This window comes from Streptomyces sp. NPDC096012 (assembly GCF_040426375.1).
GTDB lineage: Bacteria > Actinomycetota > Actinomycetes > Streptomycetales > Streptomycetaceae > Streptomyces.
The window spans coordinates 259,176-277,894 of the sequence record NZ_JBEOTD010000004.1 but is presented as its reverse complement, the minus strand read 5'-3'; the positions used below and the strand labels follow the sequence as shown (position 1 = coordinate 277,894).

20 protein-coding genes and 1 pseudogene are annotated in these 18,719 nt (G+C 72.3%); 13 read left to right on the top strand and 8 right to left on the bottom strand.

Annotated elements, in window-relative coordinates; translation table 11 throughout:
- The first annotated feature begins 368 nt into the window (after positions 1–368).
- The 6 genes from ABVB68_RS07040 (at position 369) to ABVB68_RS07015 (ending at position 5,213) form a co-directional block, all read left to right on the top strand.
- Positions 369–1,439 carry a PhoH family protein gene (locus ABVB68_RS07040; protein ID WP_353599992.1) on the top strand — a complete coding sequence of 357 codons (1,071 nt, stop codon included), beginning with the start codon at positions 369–371 and terminating at the stop codon, positions 1,437–1,439.
- Between the two features lie 15 nt (positions 1,440–1,454).
- The gene (gene ybeY / locus ABVB68_RS07035; RefSeq protein ID WP_353599991.1) at positions 1,455–1,952 is read left to right on the top strand and encodes an rRNA maturation RNase YbeY; all 498 of its coding nucleotides are present in this window, start codon (positions 1,455–1,457) and stop codon (positions 1,950–1,952) included.
- Between the two features lie 9 nt (positions 1,953–1,961).
- Positions 1,962–3,263 carry a hemolysin family protein gene (locus ABVB68_RS07030; RefSeq protein WP_353599990.1) on the top strand — a complete coding sequence of 434 codons (1,302 nt, stop codon included), beginning with the start codon at positions 1,962–1,964 and terminating at the stop codon, positions 3,261–3,263.
- Positions 3,260–3,619 carry an MmcQ/YjbR family DNA-binding protein gene (locus ABVB68_RS07025; RefSeq protein ID WP_353599989.1) on the top strand — a complete coding sequence of 120 codons (360 nt, stop codon included), beginning with the start codon at positions 3,260–3,262 and terminating at the stop codon, positions 3,617–3,619. Before ABVB68_RS07030 ends, ABVB68_RS07025 begins: the two co-directional genes overlap by 4 nt.
- A 157-nt stretch (positions 3,620–3,776) precedes the next feature.
- Positions 3,777–4,796, top strand: a complete 1,020-nt coding sequence (locus ABVB68_RS07020; protein ID WP_353599988.1) for a S66 family peptidase — start codon at positions 3,777–3,779, stop codon at positions 4,794–4,796.
- A 63-nt stretch (positions 4,797–4,859) separates the two neighbouring features.
- Positions 4,860–5,213 carry a cytidine deaminase-like protein gene (locus ABVB68_RS07015; RefSeq protein WP_353599987.1) on the top strand — a complete coding sequence of 118 codons (354 nt, stop codon included), beginning with the start codon at positions 4,860–4,862 and terminating at the stop codon, positions 5,211–5,213.
- Here the strand turns inward: ABVB68_RS07015 and ABVB68_RS07010 are convergent.
- The gene (locus ABVB68_RS07010) at positions 5,194–5,508 is read right to left on the bottom strand and encodes a hypothetical protein (protein WP_353599986.1); all 315 of its coding nucleotides are present in this window, start codon (positions 5,506–5,508) and stop codon (positions 5,194–5,196) included. The genes ABVB68_RS07015 and ABVB68_RS07010 overlap by 20 nt on opposite strands.
- 88 nt (positions 5,509–5,596) lie before the next feature.
- Here ABVB68_RS07010 and ABVB68_RS07005 point away from each other — a divergent pair, with 88 nt between their 5' ends.
- Positions 5,597–6,925: a beta-xylosidase gene (locus ABVB68_RS07005; RefSeq protein ID WP_353599985.1), complete on the top strand. Its 1,329-nt coding sequence runs from the start codon at positions 5,597–5,599 to the stop codon at positions 6,923–6,925.
- Between the two features lie 95 nt (positions 6,926–7,020).
- Positions 7,021–8,046 carry a WxL protein peptidoglycan domain-containing protein gene (locus ABVB68_RS07000; RefSeq protein ID WP_353599984.1) on the top strand — a complete coding sequence of 342 codons (1,026 nt, stop codon included), beginning with the start codon at positions 7,021–7,023 and terminating at the stop codon, positions 8,044–8,046.
- Here the strand turns inward: ABVB68_RS07000 and ABVB68_RS06995 are convergent.
- Together ABVB68_RS06995 and ABVB68_RS06990 are read right to left on the bottom strand one after the other, a co-directional pair.
- Positions 7,940–8,278 carry a P-II family nitrogen regulator gene (locus tag ABVB68_RS06995; RefSeq protein ID WP_353599983.1) on the bottom strand — a complete coding sequence of 113 codons (339 nt, stop codon included), beginning with the start codon at positions 8,276–8,278 and terminating at the stop codon, positions 7,940–7,942. The genes ABVB68_RS07000 and ABVB68_RS06995 overlap by 107 nt on opposite strands.
- Positions 8,275–9,585, bottom strand: a complete 1,311-nt coding sequence (locus ABVB68_RS06990; protein WP_353599982.1) for an ammonium transporter — start codon at positions 9,583–9,585, stop codon at positions 8,275–8,277. Before ABVB68_RS06990 ends, ABVB68_RS06995 begins: the two co-directional genes overlap by 4 nt.
- A 175-nt stretch (positions 9,586–9,760) precedes the next feature.
- Between ABVB68_RS06990 and era the strand changes: the two genes are divergently transcribed.
- A complete protein-coding gene (era, locus tag ABVB68_RS06985) occupies positions 9,761–10,714 on the top strand; it encodes a GTPase Era (protein ID WP_353599981.1) in 954 nt (317 codons plus the stop codon).
- On the opposite strand, the pseudogene ABVB68_RS06980 reads toward era, so the two are convergent.
- Positions 10,711–10,812 (bottom strand): annotated as a pseudogene (locus tag ABVB68_RS06980) (transcriptional regulator); the annotation flags it as partial. The gene era and the pseudogene ABVB68_RS06980 sit on opposite strands and share 4 nt — an antisense overlap.
- 18 nt (positions 10,813–10,830) lie before the next feature.
- On the opposite strand from ABVB68_RS06980, the gene ABVB68_RS06975 reads away from it, so the two are divergent.
- Positions 10,831–10,998: a hypothetical protein gene (locus ABVB68_RS06975; RefSeq protein WP_503006028.1), complete on the top strand. Its 168-nt coding sequence runs from the start codon at positions 10,831–10,833 to the stop codon at positions 10,996–10,998.
- 49 nt (positions 10,999–11,047) lie between these two features.
- Here ABVB68_RS06975 and ABVB68_RS06970 read toward each other — a convergent pair whose 3' ends face one another.
- Complete coding sequence (locus tag ABVB68_RS06970; protein ID WP_353599980.1) at positions 11,048–12,301, bottom strand: MFS transporter; 1,254 nt, start codon at positions 12,299–12,301, stop codon at positions 11,048–11,050.
- A complete protein-coding gene (locus tag ABVB68_RS06965; protein WP_353599979.1) occupies positions 12,298–13,611 on the bottom strand; it encodes a GH1 family beta-glucosidase in 1,314 nt (437 codons plus the stop codon). Before ABVB68_RS06965 ends, ABVB68_RS06970 begins: the two co-directional genes overlap by 4 nt.
- 81 nt (positions 13,612–13,692) lie before the next feature.
- Here ABVB68_RS06965 and ABVB68_RS06960 point away from each other — a divergent pair, with 81 nt between their 5' ends.
- On the top strand, positions 13,693–14,238 hold the full coding sequence (locus tag ABVB68_RS06960) for a GNAT family N-acetyltransferase (RefSeq protein WP_353599978.1): 546 nt from the start codon (positions 13,693–13,695) through the stop codon (positions 14,236–14,238).
- Here ABVB68_RS06960 and ABVB68_RS06955 read toward each other — a convergent pair.
- Positions 14,235–14,501, bottom strand: a complete 267-nt coding sequence (locus ABVB68_RS06955) for a protealysin inhibitor emfourin (RefSeq protein WP_353599977.1) — start codon at positions 14,499–14,501, stop codon at positions 14,235–14,237. The genes ABVB68_RS06960 and ABVB68_RS06955 overlap by 4 nt on opposite strands.
- A 21-nt stretch (positions 14,502–14,522) precedes the next feature.
- Complete coding sequence (locus tag ABVB68_RS06950) at positions 14,523–15,593, bottom strand: M4 family metallopeptidase (protein ID WP_353599976.1); 1,071 nt, start codon at positions 15,591–15,593, stop codon at positions 14,523–14,525.
- A gap of 321 nt (positions 15,594–15,914) precedes the next feature.
- On the opposite strand from ABVB68_RS06950, the gene leuA reads away from it, so the two are divergent.
- The gene (gene leuA / locus ABVB68_RS06945; RefSeq protein WP_353599975.1) at positions 15,915–17,636 is read left to right on the top strand and encodes a 2-isopropylmalate synthase; all 1,722 of its coding nucleotides are present in this window, start codon (positions 15,915–15,917) and stop codon (positions 17,634–17,636) included.
- A gap of 183 nt (positions 17,637–17,819) precedes the next feature.
- A complete protein-coding gene (locus tag ABVB68_RS06940) occupies positions 17,820–18,515 on the top strand; it encodes a tellurite resistance TerB family protein (protein ID WP_353599974.1) in 696 nt (231 codons plus the stop codon).
- Positions 18,516–18,719: the final 204 nt, after the last annotated feature.

Here is an 18,719-nt window from a genome sequence, read left to right as displayed (position 1 = left end):
CGGCCGTGCCCGGCTTCGGCCCGTGCGGAGGGGGCGAGGGGCGGCTGTCCGCAGGGGCCGCGGGTCGGCCGTGCGGAGGGGGCGCGGTTCGGTCGTGCGGAGGGGCCGAGGGGCGGCCGTCCGCAGGGGTCGCGGGTCGGCCGTGCGGAGGCGCCGCTGCTTCGGCCGTCCCCGCGAGCCGCTGCTTCGGCCGTCCGCTGGGGCCGGGCCGGGCCCGTGGCGGAGGGCCGCGGCCCGGCCCCCGTGCGGGAGGGGGTTCGAAAAGTCCTACGGGCTTGTCAGCCCTCCGGCGTACTCTGGAACCCGGTAGGCCGCCCTCAGCCGTGCGGCCGTGACGAGGAGGAAGCGCAGGCCTTAAGCGCCGGCCCATGACACAGACACCCACAGCTCGCACCCCCGCGCAGGAGCAGGCAAGAGCAGAGCTCACCGTCCCCGCCCAGCACCCCATGGTGACCGTGCTGGGTTCCGGCGACTCCCTCCTGCGCGTTATCGAGAGGGCCTTCCCGGCGGCCGACATCCATGTCCGGGGAAACGAGATCAGCGCGGTCGGCGACCCCGCCGACGTCGCCCTGATCTCACGTGTTTTCGACGAGATGATGCTGGTGCTCCGCACCGGACAGCCGATGACGGAGGACGCGGTGGAACGCTCGATCGCCATGCTCAAGGCGAGCGAGAACGGCACGAACGACGGGCCGGAGACCCCGGCCCAGGTGCTGACGCAGAACATCCTGTCCTCGCGCGGCCGCACGATCCGCCCGAAGACCCTCAACCAGAAGCGGTACGTCGACGCGATCGACAAGCACACGATCGTCTTCGGCATCGGCCCCGCCGGTACCGGCAAGACCTATCTCGCCATGGCCAAGGCCGTGCAGGCCCTGCAGTCCAAGCAGGTCAACCGGATCATCCTGACCCGTCCGGCGGTCGAGGCCGGCGAGCGGCTCGGCTTCCTGCCCGGCACGCTCTACGAGAAGATCGACCCCTACCTGCGCCCGCTGTACGACGCGCTGCACGACATGCTCGACCCCGACTCGATCCCGCGGCTGATGGCGGCGGGCACGATCGAGGTCGCGCCGCTGGCCTACATGCGCGGCCGTACCCTCAACGACGCCTTCATCATCCTGGACGAGGCCCAGAACACCAGCCCCGAGCAGATGAAGATGTTCCTCACCCGCCTCGGCTTCGACTCGAAGATCGTCATCACCGGCGACGTCACCCAGGTCGACCTGCCGAACGGGACCAAGAGCGGTCTCCGGCAGGTGCAGGACATCCTGGAGGGCGTCGACGACGTCCACTTCTCGCGGCTGTCGTCGCAGGATGTCGTACGGCACAGGCTGGTGGGCCGTATCGTCGACGCGTACGAGCAGTACGACAGTGAGCACGGCACCGAGAACGGCACCCACAAGGGCGGCCGGGGCCGGTCCGGGCACAAGGGGAAGTAGAGACACGGCAACACCATGTCGATCGACGTCAACAACGAGTCCGGCACCGAGGTGGACGAGCAGGCGATCCTCGACATCGCCCGCTACGCCCTCGCTCGGATGCGCATCCACCCGCTCTCCGAGCTCTCGGTGATCGTCGTGGACGCCGACGCCATGGAGCAGCTGCACATCCAGTGGATGGACCTGCCGGGTCCGACGGATGTCATGTCCTTCCCGATGGACGAACTGCGGCCGCCCGGCAAGGACGAGGAGGAGCCGCCGCAGGGGCTCCTCGGCGACATCGTGCTGTGCCCGGAGGTCGCCGCCAAGCAGGGCGCCGAGGCGGACACGCAGCACTCCATGGACGAGGAGCTCCAGCTGCTCACCGTCCACGGCGTGCTGCACCTGCTCGGATACGACCACGAGGAGCCCGACGAGAAGGCCGAGATGTTCGGGCTCCAGGCGGCCATCGTGGACGGATGGCGCGGTGAGCGCGGCCTGACCGGGCCGTCACCGGCGCCGACCGTCTCGTAAGCGGTTCCGATGTCCGTGCAGATCGTGGTCGGCGCGATCGCCCTGGTCGTCGTCGCCTGGCTCGCCGCCTGCGCGGAGGCGGGCCTCGCGCGTGTCTCCAGCTTCCGCGCCGAGGAGGCCGTGAAGTCCGGCCGCCGCGGCAGCGACAGGCTCGCCCAGATCGCCGCCGACCCCACCCGCTACCTGAACGTGGCCCTGCTGGTCCGCGTCACCTGCGAGATGGCGGCCGCGGCCCTGGTCACCTACGCCTGCCTGCAGGAGTTCCAGAAGACCTGGCAGGCCCTGCTCGTCGCCATCGGCGTGATGGTCCTGGTGTCGTACGTCGCCGTGGGCGTCTCCCCGCGCACCATCGGCCGCCAGCACCCGCTGAACACCGCGACCGCGGCGGCCTACGTGCTGCTGCCGCTGGCCCGGATCATGGGCCCCATCCCGTCCCTGCTGATCCTCATCGGCAACGCCCTGACGCCCGGCCGGGGCTTCCGGCGCGGTCCCTTCGCCTCCGAGGCGGAGCTGCGCGCGCTGGTCGACCTCGCCGAGAAGGAGTCCCTGATCGAGGACGAGGAGCGCCGGATGGTGCACTCGGTCTTCGAGCTGGGCGACACGCTGGTGCGCGAGGTGATGGTCCCGCGCACCGACCTGGTCGTCATCGAGCGGTACAAGACCATCCGGCAGGCCCTCACCCTCGCCCTGCGCTCCGGGTTCTCCCGGATCCCGGTCACCGGGGAGAGCGAGGACGACATCGTCGGGATCGTGTACCTGAAGGACCTGGTCCGCAAGACGCACATCAGCCGGGAGGCCGAGGGCGACCTGGTGTCCACGGCCATGCGCCCGGCCGTCTTCGTGCCCGACACCAAGAACGCCGGCGATCTGCTGCGCGAGATGCAGAAGGACCGCAACCACGTCGCCGTCGTGATCGACGAGTACGGCGGCACGGCCGGCATCGTCACCATCGAGGACATCGTGGAGGAGATCGTCGGCGAGATCACCGACGAGTACGACCGGGAGCTCCCGCCCGTCGAGGACCTCGGTGACGAGCGGTACCGGGTCACCGCCCGCCTCGACATCACCGATCTCGGTGAGCTGTACGGCCTGGAGGAGTACGACGACGAGGACGTGGAGACGGTCGGCGGACTGCTCGCCAAGGCCCTCGGCCGGGTACCCATCGCCGGCGCCTCCGCCGAGGTGGAACTGCCCGACGAGCGCCGGCTGAGACTGACGGCGGAGGCCGCGGCCGGGCGCCGGAACAAGATCGTCACGGTCCTGGTGGAACCGGTCCCCGCACCCGTCACCGAGGAGGACAAGCCCGAGTGACCCCGAAAGAGCTGCGCGCCTTCTGCCTGTCCTTCAACGCGGCCGAGGAGGACTTCCCGTTCAACCCGGAGACCTCGGTCTTCAAGGTGCTGGACAAGATGTTCGCCCTGGCGAACCTGGGAGCGCGGCCCCTGACGGTCAACCTCAAGTGCGATCCGGACGACGCGGTCCGGCTGCGCGGCGACCACGAGGGGCTGATCGTCCCCGGCTGGCACATGAACAAGCGGCACTGGAACACCGTCACGGCCGACGGCGGCCTCCCGGACACGCTGGTCCGCGAGCTGATCGAGGACTCCTACGACCTCGTCGTCGCGGGTCTGCCCCGGGCCGAACGGCTGCGCCTGGACCGGTCCTGAGCGTCGGCCGGCCGGCCCTGGGCCGGTCGTGAACGCCGGGTCCTGGCCGGTCGTGAACGCCGGGCGGCTGCGGCTGCGTTGAACGCCGGGCGGCCGTGCCCGGCCCCGCCGTAAACACGTTGCCGGGACCTACCGGCCGTCTGCGAGAATCCGGCGCATGACCGTGCGATATCCCGACCCCCTGCGCCCCGGTGACCGTATAGGTGTCACCTGCCCGTCCAGCGGCGTGGCCGAGGCCCTCCGGGGACGGCTCGACGTCGCGATCCGGGAGATCGAGTCGCGTGGGTACGAGGTCGCCGTCGGCCGGTGCATGGACGGCTCGACCCACGTCAGCGCCCCGGCCGCCGAGCGCGCCGCCGAACTGACCGCGATGCTGACCGACCCGGCGATCCGGGCCGTGGTGCCCCCGTGGGGCGGGGAGACCGCGATCGACCTGCTGCCGCTGCTGGACTTCGAGCGGATCGGGCGGGCCGAGCCGACCTGGCTCGTCGGCTACTCGGACATGTCCACCCTGAGCACCCCGCTGACCCTGCTCACCGGTGTCGCGACCGTGCACGGCAACAACCTCATGGACACCCCCTACCGCACGCCCGAGGGGCTCGTGTCCTGGCTGGACATCGTCACCGCGGCGCCGGGCCGGGCGTTCACCCAGACCCCGCCCGGCCGGCACCGCTCCGGCGGCTACGACGACTGGGTCGCGCACCCCGGGATCCGGGACCTCACCCTGGACGCCGAGGGCTCCTGGACCCGCCTCGACGGCACCGGCGACGTCGACGTCGAGGGCCGGCTGATCGGCGGCTGCATCGAGACCCTCGCCAACCTCGCCGGCACCCCCTATCTGGGCACCGACTCCTTCGCCGGCGACGCGGGGCTGCTCGTGTACGTCGAGGCCTGCGAGGACAACGCGTTCACCATCTGCCGCAATCTGCACGGCATGCGCCTCGCCGGGTTCTTCGACCGTGCGGTCGCCGTCCTCGTGGGCCGCACCCACGCCCCCGGCGGCCGCACGCTCAGCCAGCACGAGGCCGTGCTCGACGCCCTCGGCCCCCTCGGCGTGCCGATCGTCGCCGACGTGGAGTGCGGGCACGTCGCGCCCTGGCTGCCGCTGGTGAACGGCGCGCGCGGCCGGGTGCTGCACACGGCCGGGCGCAGCGAGATCGTCCAGACCCTCGACTGACCGCGGCGGGTCCGGGGCACCCCGTGACCGGATGGGCGGGCGCGGGCTTCGTATGCTCTGGGCATGACCGACAGCAGCGCGCTTGATCCCGAGGACCGCAAGATCGTCACCCTGGCCCGTTCCGCGCGGGCCCGCAACGGCGTGCCCGAGGGTGCGGCCGTACGGGACGAGACGGGGCGTACGTACGTCGCCGGGACGGTGGGACTCGCCTCGCTGCGGCTGAGCGCGCTGCGCACCGCGGTGGCGATGGCCGTGGCCTCGGGCGCGCGGTCCCTGGAGGCGGCGGCGGTCGTCAGTGACGCGGAGGAGGTACCGGCCGAGGACCTGGCCGCCGTCGCCGACCTCGGGGGCGCGCAGACGCCCGTCCTGCTCGCCGGGGCCGACGGAACGGTCCGGCTCACCCTCTCCGCCGGCTGAGGCGGATCACCTCCACCCTCACCATGGCCCGGGCGGGCGGCGGCACGGTCGTGTTCGGCGGGACGAGGAATCCGGCCATGAACAGCGGCGCACCGGCCGGCGTCGGTCCGCTCAGCGGCACCGTCGCCGCCGGGGACAGCCCGGACGCCTCCGGCGGCTCGCTGCGGACGGTGATCTCCGGGGTCACCGTGACCTGCAAGGCGAGCGGTCCGCGGTCGCCCGGCCCCTGCGTCTTCAGCCAGCGATCTGCTCCCGATGCCGCGGAAACTGATGATCCGTCAGGTTCCTGCGGCATCTCCATTGACTTCTCACCCCCGCTCCACATCAATGCCCCCTGTCGGCGCAGACGAGCCGCTGCGCCCGCAACCCTCAGGAGGGGGCCCATGGGTTCGACACCCCGAAGATCCCGACGGTGGCGCTGGGCGTCACTGCTCGGGGCGACCGCGCTCGCGGTCACCGCGGGCGGCGCGCTGGCCTGTCCGGCCGGCGCCGCCCCCACCGACGTGGACTTCGCCACGCACTGCATACCGCCCGCCGTCTCGGGTCTTCCGCCGATCGACGGCACCACCACCGCGAGCGTGTCGGTGGACAACGCCGCCCCGAAGGTCGGCGACACGGTCACCGTGACCTACACCGTGGTCACGGCCGCCGCCGGCAACCCCACCGACCTGGCCCTGCCGGCCGACATCATGACCCCGACCGGCAAGGTCACCCTGGGCGGCGCCCAGTCCGGCGGCGTCACCGTCGCCGGACCGAAGAAGAACCCGCCGGTGCCGGGGAAGGCCACCTTCCCGTCCTTCTCCATGACCGGCACGTTCACCGTCACCAAGGCCGGGCAGATCACCCTCTCGCCCGGCGACTACAACATCCACACCAGCTACATCCTGGAGCTGGACACCCCCTGCACGGTCACCGACCCGCCCGCCCCGGCGTCCCAGACCATCACGGCGACCGACGGCACCCCGGCCAACACCCGCTCCGTCTCGCTCGGTTCCGCCGCCGGTGCCCCCGGTGCGGGTGTCACCGTCAGCGGGGCGAACTTCACCCCCGGCGCGACCGTCACCCTGGCCGGGCGGGCCGGCGCCACCCAGACCGCGGACACCGCCACCGTGACCGCGAACGCCCAGGGAGCCTTCAGCGGTTCACTGGTCGTCAACGACAGGACCACGACCGGCATCGTGGCCTACGAGGGCGCCTCCTGGAACGCGGACAAGGGCGCGGGCCCCGCGGCCTACGTGGTCCACGACGACACGCCCGTCCCGGACGGCAGCCAGAAGCTGACCACCACCGTCAGGGCGGGCACCCTGTCCATGTCGCAGGCCGGGGACTCCGTCGCGCTGTCGGCCGTCGACTTCGGCACGGGCGGGGCCTCGGCCGGCGCCCTGCGGACGGTCACCGTCAAGGACTTCCGCGGCGGGCCCGCGGGCTGGTCCCTGACCGGCAAGGTCACCGACTTCACCGGACCCGGCGCCAAGATCGACGCCGCCCGGCTCAGCTGGACCCCGGCCTGCGCGACCGCACCCGGGAGCCCCAGCACCTGCAGGGCCGGTTCGGCGGGCGCCGTGGGCGGCTCGGGAGCGACCCTCGCGTCGACCCCCGACGGCACGGTCACCGGCGGTGAGTTCACCGTCGACGCCGGACTCTCCCTCGACGTACCGGCGTTCACGCCTCCCGGCTCGTACTCCGGCGTCCTGACCCTCACCCTCAGCTGACCCGCACCCCGACACCGGTGGCCGGGCGCCCCGCCCAACGACCGGGGCCGCACCCGCCCGACCGCCACCACCGAGCCCACGGGGGGTCCGCACCCATGCGCAAGCCGTACGTCCTCCTCCTGAGCCTGCTCCCGCTCCTCCTCGGCACCCTCGGTGCCCTCGCCGCCCCCGCGCGGGCCGCCGACAACGGCAGCTGGTCCGTCTACCCGGTCGCCTCGCAGGTCGCCGCGCGCCCCTACTTCTACCTCTCCGCCGACCCCGGGCAGACCCTCACCGACCGGGTCGCCGTCCAGAACAAGACCGGCCGTCCGCTCACCTTCCGGCTCTACGCGGCCGACGCCTACAACACCGCCCGCGACGGCGGTTTCGCCGTGCGCAGCGCCGGGGAACGCATGCACGGGGTGGGCGTCTGGGCGAAGCCCGCGAAGTCCCGGATCACCGTGCCCGGCCACCGGACCGTCACCGTGCCCTTCACCCTGCGCGTCCCCGCGGGAGCCGGACCCGGCGACCACCCGGGCGCCGTCGTCGCGCTGGACGAACGCGTCGACCCCGGCAGCGGACGGCTCGCGCTCGGCGTGCGGCGGGCCGTCGGTGCCAGGGTCTACCTCCGGGTCGGGGGCCCCACGCTCCCCGCCCTCTCGGTCGGGCAGCTGCGGATCAGCCACCATCAGCCCCTCGTGCCGGGCCTCGGCGACAGCACGGCGACCATCTCCTACACCCTGCGCAACACCGGGAACGTCACCCTCCGCCCCAAGGTCGAGCTGACGGCGCGCGGGCTGTTCGGGCGCACGCTGCTGAGCCGCGACCTGACCCGGGTGCCCGCCGAGCTGCTGCCCGGACAGCGGGTGCGGCTCACCGAGGCCTGGCCCGGGGCGCCGCAGCTCGACCGGGCCGAGGTGACGCTGACCGCGCACGCACCGGGCACCCGCCAGTCGGCGAGCGCCGCCTTCCTGGCGCTGCCCTGGCTGCTGGTGACCCTGGTGTCCGCCGCCGCGGTGGCCGGGGGACTGCTGGTCAGAGCGCGTCGGGGCCGCGCTCGCCGGTCCGCACCCGCACGACGGTCTCCACCGGAACGGCCCACACCTTCCCGTCCCCGATCTTCCCCGTCCGCGCGGCCCTGACGATCGCGTCGATCACGCCGTCCGCCACCGCGTCCTCCACCACGACCTCGATACGCGCCTTCGGCACCAGGTCGACCCGGTACTCGGCGCCCCGGTACACCTCGGTGTGCCCGCGCTGCCGTCCGTAGCCGCTCGCCTCGGTCACGGTCAGACCGTGCACACCCAGTTCCTGCAGCGCGTTCTTGACCTCGTCCAGACGGTACGGCTTGACGATCGCGGTGATGAGCTTCATGGCTGCGTATCGACCTTCTGGGCGGCGTGCGGGACGGAGTGGGAGACCGGGGCGCCATGGCCCAGGACCCCGTGATCGTAGGCCGTCTCGGCGTGCACCGTGAGATCCAGGCCGGTGCGCTCCTGCTCCTCGCTCGCGCGCAGGCCCATCGCCTTGTCGATCAGCGTGCCGAGGCCGTACGTCACCGCGAACGCGTACACCCCGACGACGGCCACGGCGAGCAGCTGCCTGCCGAGCGGGGCCAGACCGCCGCCGTGCAGGAGCCCCTCGGCGCCGCCGGTCATCGCCTTCTCGGCGAACAGGCCGATCAGCACGGTGCCGATGACGCCGCCGACCAGGTGGACGCCGACGACGTCCAGGGAGTCGTCGTAGTTCAGCCTGAACTTCCAGCTCACGGCGGAGGAGCAGACGACACCGGCGGCGAGGCCCACGACCAGCGCGCCGAGCAGCGAGACGGTGCCGCACGCCGGGGTGATCGCGACCAGGCCGGCCACCGCGCCCGAGGCCGCGCCCAGGGTGGTCGGGTGGCCGTCGCGCCGCTGCTCGACGAAGAGCCAGCCGAGCAGGCCGGTGCAGCCGGCGGCCAGGGTGTTGAGGAACGCGGCGGCCGCGAGGCCGTTCGCGCCGAGCGCGGAGCCCGCGTTGAAGCCGAACCAGCCGAACCAGAGCAGACCGGCACCGAGCACCACCATGGGCAGGTTGTGCGGGCGCATGGCTTCCTTCTTGAAGCCCAGCCGGGGGCCCAGGACCAGGCACAGGGCGAGTCCGGAGGCGCCGGAGGTGATCTCCACGGGCAGCCCGCCCGCGAAGTCGAGCGCGCCGAGCCCGTCCCGGATCCAGCCACCCGGGCCCCACACCCAGTGGGTCACGGGAACGTATACGAGCAGCGTCCACAGGGGCACGAGGACCAGCCAGGCCGAGAACCTCGTCCGGTCGGCGACGGCACCGCTGACCAGGGCGGCCGTGACGATGGCGAACGTCAGCTGGAAGGTGGCGAACAGGAGGGTGGGGACCGTGCCGTGCACGCTGCCCGGACCCAGGCCGCGCATGCCCGCGTGATCCAGGCCCCCGATGAGACCCGCGAAGGTGTCGTCGCCGAAGGCCAGCGAGTAACCGGCCACCAGCCACACCACGGTGACCAGGGCGATCGACACGAAGCTCATCATCAGCATGTTGAGGACGCTCTTCGTGCGGACCATGCCGCCGTAGAACAGGGCCAGACCCGGGGTCATCAGCAGGACGAGGGCGGTGGCGGCGAGCAGCCAGGCGGTGTCGCCGGTGTCGACGTGGGCTGCGGCGAGGGTCACGGGCGTCTCCAGCGGTGCGGGGGCTCGTCAGAGGCTCACGGGTGCGCGTTACCGGTCGCGTACAGGTGTGTTTCCGTGACGTTTCGTTGCGTGGGGGTTTCGTGCGGGGCGGCCGTGCGGAGGCCGTAGGGCGGCTGGTGCGGCGCGCTCCCGTGGATCAGGGACAATGAACGCCATGAGCGTTCGTACCCCGTCATCCCCAGAGCCGGCCGAGTCCGTCCACCGCGCCGGCTTCGCCTGCTTCGTGGGCCGCCCCAACGCGGGCAAGTCCACCCTCACGAACGCTCTGGTCGGGCAGAAGGTGGCGATCACGGCCAACCAGCCGCAGACCACGCGGCACACGGTGCGCGGGATCGTGCACCGGCCGGACGCGCAGCTGATCCTCGTGGACACCCCGGGCCTGCACAAGCCGCGCACGCTGCTCGGCGAGCGGCTCAACGACGTCGTCCGCACCACCTGGGCCGAGGTCGACGTGATCGGCTTCTGCCTCCCGGCGAACGAGAAGCTCGGTCCCGGTGACCGGTTCATCGCCAAGGAACTGGCCGGGATCAAGAAGTCCCCGAAGGTCGCCATCGTCACCAAGACCGACCTGGTGGACTCCAAGACCCTCGCCGAGCAGCTGATCGCCGTCGACCAGCTGGGCAAGGACCTGGGCATCGAGTGGGCCCAGATCGTGCCGGTGTCGGCGGTGGGCGCCAAGCAGGTGGACCTGCTGGCCGACCTGCTGATCCCGCTGCTGCCCGAGGGCCCGGCCCTCTACCCCGAGGGCGACCTCACCGACGAGCCCGAGCAGGTCATGATCGCGGAACTCATCCGCGAGGCCGCGCTGGAGGGCGTCCGGGACGAGCTGCCGCACTCCATCGCCGTGGTCGTGGAGGAGATGCTCCCGCGCGAGGACCGTCCGGCGGACAAGCCGCTGCTGGACATCCACGCCAACGTCTACATCGAGCGCCCCAGCCAGAAGGGCATCATCATCGGCCCCAAGGGCAAGCGGCTCAAGGACGTCGGCATCAAGTCCCGCAAGCAGATCGAGGCGCTCCTGGGCACGCCGGTCTTCCTCGACCTGCACGTGAAGGTCGCGAAGGACTGGCAGCGCGACCCGAAGCAGCTGCGCAAGCTGGGCTTCTAGCCGAAGGCGCCCCGCGGCGCCAGGTCCTGCAGCCCCACCACCCTCAGCAGCTGCAGCCGCTCGTACGACTCCGTCCCCGGGCGGGCCGCGTCTACAACATCGCCGACGACGGCCCGGTGACCGTCCTCGAACTCCACCAGCTCCTCGGCGCCGCCGTCCCCGAGGAGGGCGTCGACCCCGACCCCTGGTACGGAGTGGTCTCCACCGACCGCATCCGCCGCGAGCTGGGTTACCGGCCGTACTACCCGACGGTGTGGTCCGCCCGCGACGCCGGCGCCCTGTGAACCGGGCCGTCGGTCCGGTCCGTCCAGTCGGCCGAGTCCGCTCAGCCGCTCAGTCCGTCCCGCGGATCCGGCCCACCAGCACCGCCCCGGCCAGCCCGGTCGCCGCCGCCACCAGGTAGAGCACCCGGTAGCCGCCGAGGTGGGTGACGATCGGGGCGGCCAGGGCGGGGGCGGCGACCTGGGGCAGGGCGTTGGCCACGTTGATCACGCCGAGGTCCTTGCCCCGGTCCAGGGCCGTCGGCAGGACGTCCGTCATCAGCGCGAAGTCGACCGAGGTGAACACCCCGAAACCGACCCCCAGGACCGCCGCCGCCACGACCGTGGCCGGCCAGGTCTGACGGACGGCCAGAGCGGCCGTGGCGACGGCCATCAGCACGCCCGACCAGACGACGAACGGCTTGCGCCGGCCCACCCGGTCGGACCAGACCCCGCCCACCACGACCGTCGCCACCAGCGTCAGGCTGTTGACGGCCGTCAGGATCAGCACGCCGCGGCCGGGATCGGGGCGGTGCAGGCCGTCGCGGAGGTAGTACAGGAGGTAGAGCAGGACGAGCGAGTTGCCGAGGTTGATCAGGAAGCGGGTCAGCCAGGCCCAGCCGAGGTCGGGAAAGCGCCGCGGGCTCAGCCAGAAGCCCGACAGGAAGGACCGCCACGACCAGCCGGGCCGGTCCTCCTTCGCCAGGCGTGGATCGCCGTACCCGAGGACGTACGGCAGCACGCCCGCCACGGTGCACACCGCGCACGCCGCGTACCCGGCGCGCACCCCGCCGGCCGCCGTGGCCAGGCCGGTGCCGCCGACCACGCCGAGGATCTGCGCGGCCCCCAGCCAGCCGCCCACCGTGCCCCGCTGCCGCCGCGGCACCCGGTCCGGGACGGCGGCCGTCACCGCCGCGAAGGCCGCGTTCAGCGTGAGCTGCACCAGGCACCAGCCCAGCGTCATCGTCCACGGCCCGCCCGCGTCCGCGAGCAGCAGCAGGGACAGCGCGCCGCCCGCCGCCCCGGCCACGATCCACGGCGTACGGCGGCCCCGGCGGGCGGTCGTACGGTCCGACAGGGCGCCGAAGAAGGGGTTGGCGACCAGGGAGACCACCGCGCCCACGCCCGTCACCCAGGCCAGCATCGTCTCCTTCGTCATCCCGGAGCCGGGCGCGAAGTCCCCCGCCTGGGAGGCCAGCAGGATCTGCAGCGGGCCGAACCAGCCCACCCAGACCGCCCCGTTGGCCAGCGACAGCGCGGCCGTCCAGCCCCGGCCGACCGGCTCGGTGGGCTCGGCCAGGGCGGCCGGGCCGCGGGCGGTGGTCATCCCCGGTTCCGCAGCACGTCCCGGAACCAGTGGTAGGACGCCTTCGGGGTGCGCTCCTGGGTGGTGAAGTCGACGTGGACCAGCCCGAAGCGGCGCGCGTACCCCTCCGCCCACTCGAAGTTGTCCAGCAGGGACCACACGAAGTAGCCGCGCACGTCCACCCCGGCCTCCAGGGCCGCGTGCAGGGCCCGGAGATGGGCGTCCAGGTAGGCGATGCGGTCCTGGTCGTCGACGCCCTCGTAGGAGCAGCCGTTCTCGGTGATGACGATCGGCGGGAGCCGGTCGCCGTAACGCTCGCGGAAACCGCACAGCAGCTCGGTGAGTCCTTCCGGGACGACCGGCCAGCCGAAGTCGGTCACCGCACGGCCCTCGATCTCCCGCACGGAGAAGGGCAGTCCGGCCGGCAGCGTGAGCCCGCCGTACTCGGTGTCGCCGCTCCCGGGGGCCCCGACCCTGGACGGCGCGTAGTAGTTGACGCCGTACCAGTCGACCGGCTCGGCGATGACGCCGAGGTCCGACTCCACGTCCCCCGGCATCAGTTCGGCCATGCCGTCCGGGTACCGGCCGAGGATCACCGGCTCGGCGAACAGCCGGTTGAGCAGGAGGTCGTAGAAGTCCGCCGCCTCCACGTCGGCCTGCTCGGCCGAGGCGGGCCAGACCGGGCCGTGGGAGTTGGCGATGCCGACGTCCCGTGCCCCGGCCGCGCGCAGGGCCCGCACCGCGAGCCCGTGGGCGAGGAGCTGGTGGTGGGCGACCGGCAGGGCGTCGAAGAGGAGCCGCTTGCCGGGGGCGTGCGCGCCGAGCGCGTGCCCGAGGAGGGTGTGTTCCGCGGGCTCGTTGAGGGTGATCCACTTCGCGACCCGGTCGCCGAGGCGCTCGGCCACCACGCTCACGTGCTCGGCGAACCGGGCCGCCGTGTCCCGCCGGAGCCAGTCCAGCGAGGCGGGCAGGTCCCAGTGGAAGAGGGTCGGCACGGGCCGTACGCCCGCCGCGCACAGCTCGTCCACCAGGCGGTCGTAGAAGTCCAGGCCGCCGGGGGAGTTCACCCGGGGCCAGGAGACCGAGAAGCGGTAGGCGTCCACGCCGAGACCGGCGAGGAGGGCCACGTCCTGCGGGTAGCGGTGGTAGTGGTCGCAGGCCACGGCGGCCGTCGAGCCGTCCTTCACCCGCCCCGGCTCGGCCGTGAACACGTCCCACACGGAAGCCTCGCGCTCCTCGGCCGCCCCCTCGATCTGATGGGCCGAGGTCGACACCCCCCACAGGAAGCCGTCCGGGAAGCGGGGCATCGGGTCGCCTGCGTCGGTCGCCATGGCCGGGATCCTTACCCCCGGTAAGGGAGGTCAACGCCCGCACCCGAAAAGCCGGTCGCGGCCGCGGCCTATGATCACCCGATGCTCGAGGGAAAGCTTGTGCGACTGCGCGCGCTGCGCGCCGACGACCTGGACGCTCAGCTGCGCTGGCGCAACGACCCGGAGGTGGCGCACTGGGCCACCGGAGGCCATCCGCACTTCGGCCCGGTGACCCGGGAGGCCGTGGAACCCTTCCACCAGGCCCGGCTGCGCGAGGACCCGCGCGACGGGGCCACCTTCACCGTCGAGGAGCTGGCCGGCGGCCACCCCGTCGGCATGGCCGACTACCGGGACCTCGACACCTTCGCGGGCCGGGCGACCGTCGGGATCACCATCGGCGAGCGCGACCGCTGGGGCGGCGGGCACGGCTCCGAGGCCCTGGCACTGCTGCTGGGCCATCTGTTCGGCACCTGCCGGCTGCGGCGGGTCGACCTGGACACCTGGAGCGGGAACGAGCGCGCGATCCGGGCCTTCCGCGGCCTGGGTTTCGTGGAGGAGGGCCGGCGTCGGGCGGCCGTGCGGGTGGGCGAGGAGTGGTACGACACCGTGGAGTTCGGCCTGCTCCGCGAGGAGTGGCAGCGCCGTTAGGCGCCCTCCTTCAGCACTCGTGTGATCAACGCCCGTTCGTCCTCGGTCAGCCGGGGGTCGGCCGTGTGGACCGTGCGGCCGTCCACCGTGATCTCGTAGTGGAAGCCGTCGGGCACCCCGGCCGGGGGCGTGCGGCCGGCGGAGGCCAGCGCGCGCTCGGCCAGGGTCTGCCACTCGTGGGCGTCGGGCCGGCCCGAGGTGTCCACCTCGGCCCGGCGCTCGATGCCCGCGAAGCCGCCTGTGCGCCGTACTCGAATACGCATGGGTCCCTGTGTAGTACGGAACTACAGCGTCCGCACCCCCACCTGTTCCCAGGCCTTCCGCACCGCCTGGAGCTCGTCCCCGGCGCCGAACCGCTCCCGTGCCGCCTTCACCGTCAGCGTGGCGAAGTCGGCGAACAGGGCCTCCTCCTTCAGCTCGCCGCCGGTCAGCACGTCGTACCAGATCTGGCCGGCCTTCTCCCAGGCGTAGCCGCCGAGGGCGGCGGCGGCCAGGTAGAAGGCGTGGTTGGGGATGCCGGAGTTGATGTGCACGCCGCCGTTGTCGCGGCCGGTGCGGACGTAGTGGTCCATCGTCGCCGGCTGCGGGTCCTTGCCGAGCACGTCGTCGTCGTAGGCCGTGCCCGGCGCCTTCATCGAGCGCAGCGCGGTGCCGGTGACGCGCGGGGCGAGGAGTCCCGCGCCGATCAGCCAGTCGGCCTCGGCGGCGGTCTGACGCAGCGTGTACTGCTTGATCAGTGAGCCGAAGACGTCGGAGACCGACTCGTTGAGCGCCCCCGACTGGCCGAAGTAGGCCAGGTTGGCGGTGTGCTGGGTGACGCCGTGGGTCAGCTCGTGGCCGATCACGTCGACCGGGATGGTGAAGTCGAGGAAGACCTCGCCGTCCCCGTCGCCGAACACCATCTGCTCGCCGTTCCAGAAGGCGTTGTCGTAGCCCTCGCCGAAGTGCACGGTGGCGTCCAGGGGCAGCCCGTCGTCGTCGATGGAGTGCCGGCCGTACACCTTCAGGTACAGCTCGAAGGTGGCGCCGAGGCCCGCGTAGGCGCGGTTGACGGTGGCGTCGGGCCCGGCGTCCGAGCCCTCCGCGCGGACCTCGGTGCCGGGCAGGTCCTGGGTGTGCGCGGCGTCGTAGACGGTGCGGTGCGGCCGGTCGGCGGCGGCACCGGCGGGCGCGGCCACGGCGGGCGCACCGATCACCGTGGTCAGGCGGCGCTTGGTGCGCTGGTAGGCGTCGTGCTCCAGGGACCGGCGGGCCGGTCCGGCGAGCGCGGGGTCCTCGGACCGGGCGAGCCGGTCGAGGACGTGCGGCGGCACGATCGTGCAGAAGACGGGCTGGGAGCCCCCGTTGGTCGTCATGCCGGGCACCATTGCACTGAGTGACGCGGATGTCACTAGGTGCCACCATGATTGGTGAAATACCGGGACAGTGGCCGCGACTCTCTGTGACGGTGTGGTACGGCGCACTATTTGCACCTTTTGTGAGGCCGGTCCCGCATACTGGAACGCGTCCCCGCCCCCGGGGAGGCTCGGCTAGGCTGCGAAGCATCATGCGTTTCGGGCTGCTTCTTCTTAGCTGCCGCGGCGAGGGCCTGTAGTCGAGGCCGACTCCCTCCCCGCGGAGCTTGGCGTTGCGTCGTCGGCCGTCCTTCCGGCACCCCCTGAGGAGCCTTACGCATCATGGTCAACCGCCAGCAGCCCAGTTCCCTGCCGATCCACAAGTACGGCCGCTACGACCAGGTCGACATCCCGGACCGCACCTGGCCCGAGAAGCGGATCACCGCCGCTCCCCGCTGGCTCTCCACCGACCTGCGTGACGGCAACCAGTCCCTGATCGACCCGATGTCGCCCGAGCGCAAGCGCCGGATGTTCGACCAGCTGGTCAAGATGGGCTACAAGGAGATCGAGGTCGGCTTCCCCGCCTCCGGCCAGACCGACTTCGACTTCGTGCGCTCCATCATCGAGGAGGAGGGCGCGATCCCCGAGGACGTCACCATCTCCGTGCTGACCCAGGCCCGTGAGGACCTGATCGAGCGGACCGTGGAGTCCCTGAAGGGCGCCCGCCGGGCCACCGTCCACCTGTACAACGCCACCGCCCCGGTCTTCCGCCGCGTCGTCTTCCGCGCCTCCAAGGACGACATCAGGCAGATCGCCGTCGACGGCACCCGCCTGGTGATGGAGTACGCCGAGAAACTGCTGGGCCCGGAGACGGACTTCGGCTACCAGTACAGCCCCGAGATCTTCACCGACACCGAGCTGGACTTCGCGCTGGAGGTCTGCGAGGCGGTGATGGACGTCTACCAGCCGGGCCCGGGCCGCGAGATCATCCTCAACCTGCCCGCCACCGTGGAGCGTTCGACCCCGTCCACGCACGCGGACCGCTTCGAGTGGATGCACCGCAACCTCTCCCGCCGCGAGCACGTCTGCCTGTCCGTCCACCCGCACAACGACCGCGGTACGGCCGTGGCGGCGGCCGAGCTGGCGCTGATGGCCGGCGCCGACCGCATCGAGGGCTGCCTGTTCGGGCAGGGCGAGCGCACCGGCAACGTCGACCTGGTCACCCTGGGCATGAACCTCTTCTCCCAGGGCGTCGACCCGCAGATCGACTTCTCCGACATCGACGAGATCCGCCGTACGTGGGAGTACTGCAACCAGATGGAGGTCCACCCGCGCCACCCGTACGTGGGCGACCTGGTCTACACGTCCTTCTCCGGCTCCCACCAGGACGCCATCAAGAAGGGTTTCGACGCGATGGAGGCCGAGGCGAAGGCCAAGGGCGTCACGGTCGACGACCTCGAGTGGGCGGTGCCGTACCTGCCGATCGACCCCAAGGACGTCGGCCGCTCCTACGAGGCCGTCATCCGGGTCAACTCCCAGTCCGGCAAGGGCGGTGTCTCCTACGTCCTGAAGAACGACCACAAGCTGGAGCTGCCCCGCCGGATGCAGATCGAGTTCTCGAAGATCATCCAGGCGAAGACGGACGCCGAGGGCGGCGAGATCACGCCGAAGGACATCTGGGCGGTCTTCCGGGACGAGTACCTGCCGAACCCGCAGAACCCCTGGGGCCGCATCCAGGTCCGCACCGGCCAGTCGACGACGGACACGGACGGGGTCGACACCCTGACCGTCGAGGCGACCGTGGACGGCGAGGACACCGTCCTGACCGGCTCCGGCAACGGTCCGATCTCGGCCTTCTTCGACGCCCTGCAGTCCCTCGGCATCGACGTACGCCTGCTGGACTACCAGGAGCACACGATGAGCGAGGGCGCCTCCGCCCAGGCCGCCTCCTACATCGAGTGCGCGATCGACGACAAGATCCTGTGGGGTATCGGCATCGACGCGAACACGACGCGTGCGTCGCTGAAGGCGGTCGTCTCGGCCGTCAACCGCGCGACCCGCTGACCCCTCTGACCGGTGGTTTCGAGGCCCCGGCCGTCGTCTACGGCGGCCGGGGCCCGTCGTTTCTCGGCCATCGAACCCCCGAGGTCACGGAAAGGTCTCTTCCGGGGTACTGACTCAGCCTCCGTGATGTGGCTAACATCACGCCAGCGCGGCGATGTTGCCGTGCGGTTACGGAGGTGCGACGTGCTGCCAGTACGGGGACGAGACGGCCGTGCCGCCAGGGCTGCGCGCATCCTGGGCACCCGCACCGCGTGGACACCCGCGGGAGACGGCGAGTTCTTCTGCACCGGCTGCGGAGGCGACCGCAACTACCAGCGGCTCACCGGACGCCGGCGCCTCACCGTGCTCGGCGTGCCGGTGCTGTCCCGCGGGGCGACCGGACCGGTCGTGGAGTGCGCCTCCTGTCACCGGCACTTCGGCACCGACGTCCTCGACCATCCCACCACCCGCCGGTTCTCGGCGATGCTCCGCGACGCCGTGCACACCGTCGCGCTCGCCGTGCTCGCCGCGGGCGGCACCTGCTCGCGTACGGCCCTGGAGACGGCCGCCGGCGTGGTGCGCTGCGCCGGCTTCGACGCCTGCACGGAGGACCAGCTGGCCGAACTGGTCGAGGCGCTCGCCGCCGACACCGGACGGGTCTTCGGGCAGCCCTGCGGGGCCGGCCTGACGATAGAGCTGCACGAGGCCCTCGACCCGCTGGCCCCGCACCTGGCCACGCCCGGCCGCGAGTCCCTGCTGCTGCAGGCCGCCCGCATCGCCCTGGCCGACGGCCCCTACACCCCCGCCGAACGCGACGCCCTCACCACGATCGGCGCGGCCCTCACGATCCGCGCCGACGACGTCACCCGCCTGCTGGCCGCGGCACGCACCCCGTCCTGACCCACACCGTCGCCCTCGCGGGCGGCCCCGGCGCCCGCGACCTGACCCGCCCGCCGCCCGGGCGCCCGTCACCGCACCTGTCCGTCGTCTCGGGGGTGGTCCCGCCGTCCGCGACCGGACCTGCCCGTCGCCTTGCCCGGCCCCTGGGGCCGTCACCAGACCTGTCCGTCGTCCCGGGGGCGTTCCCGCCGTCCGTGACCGGAC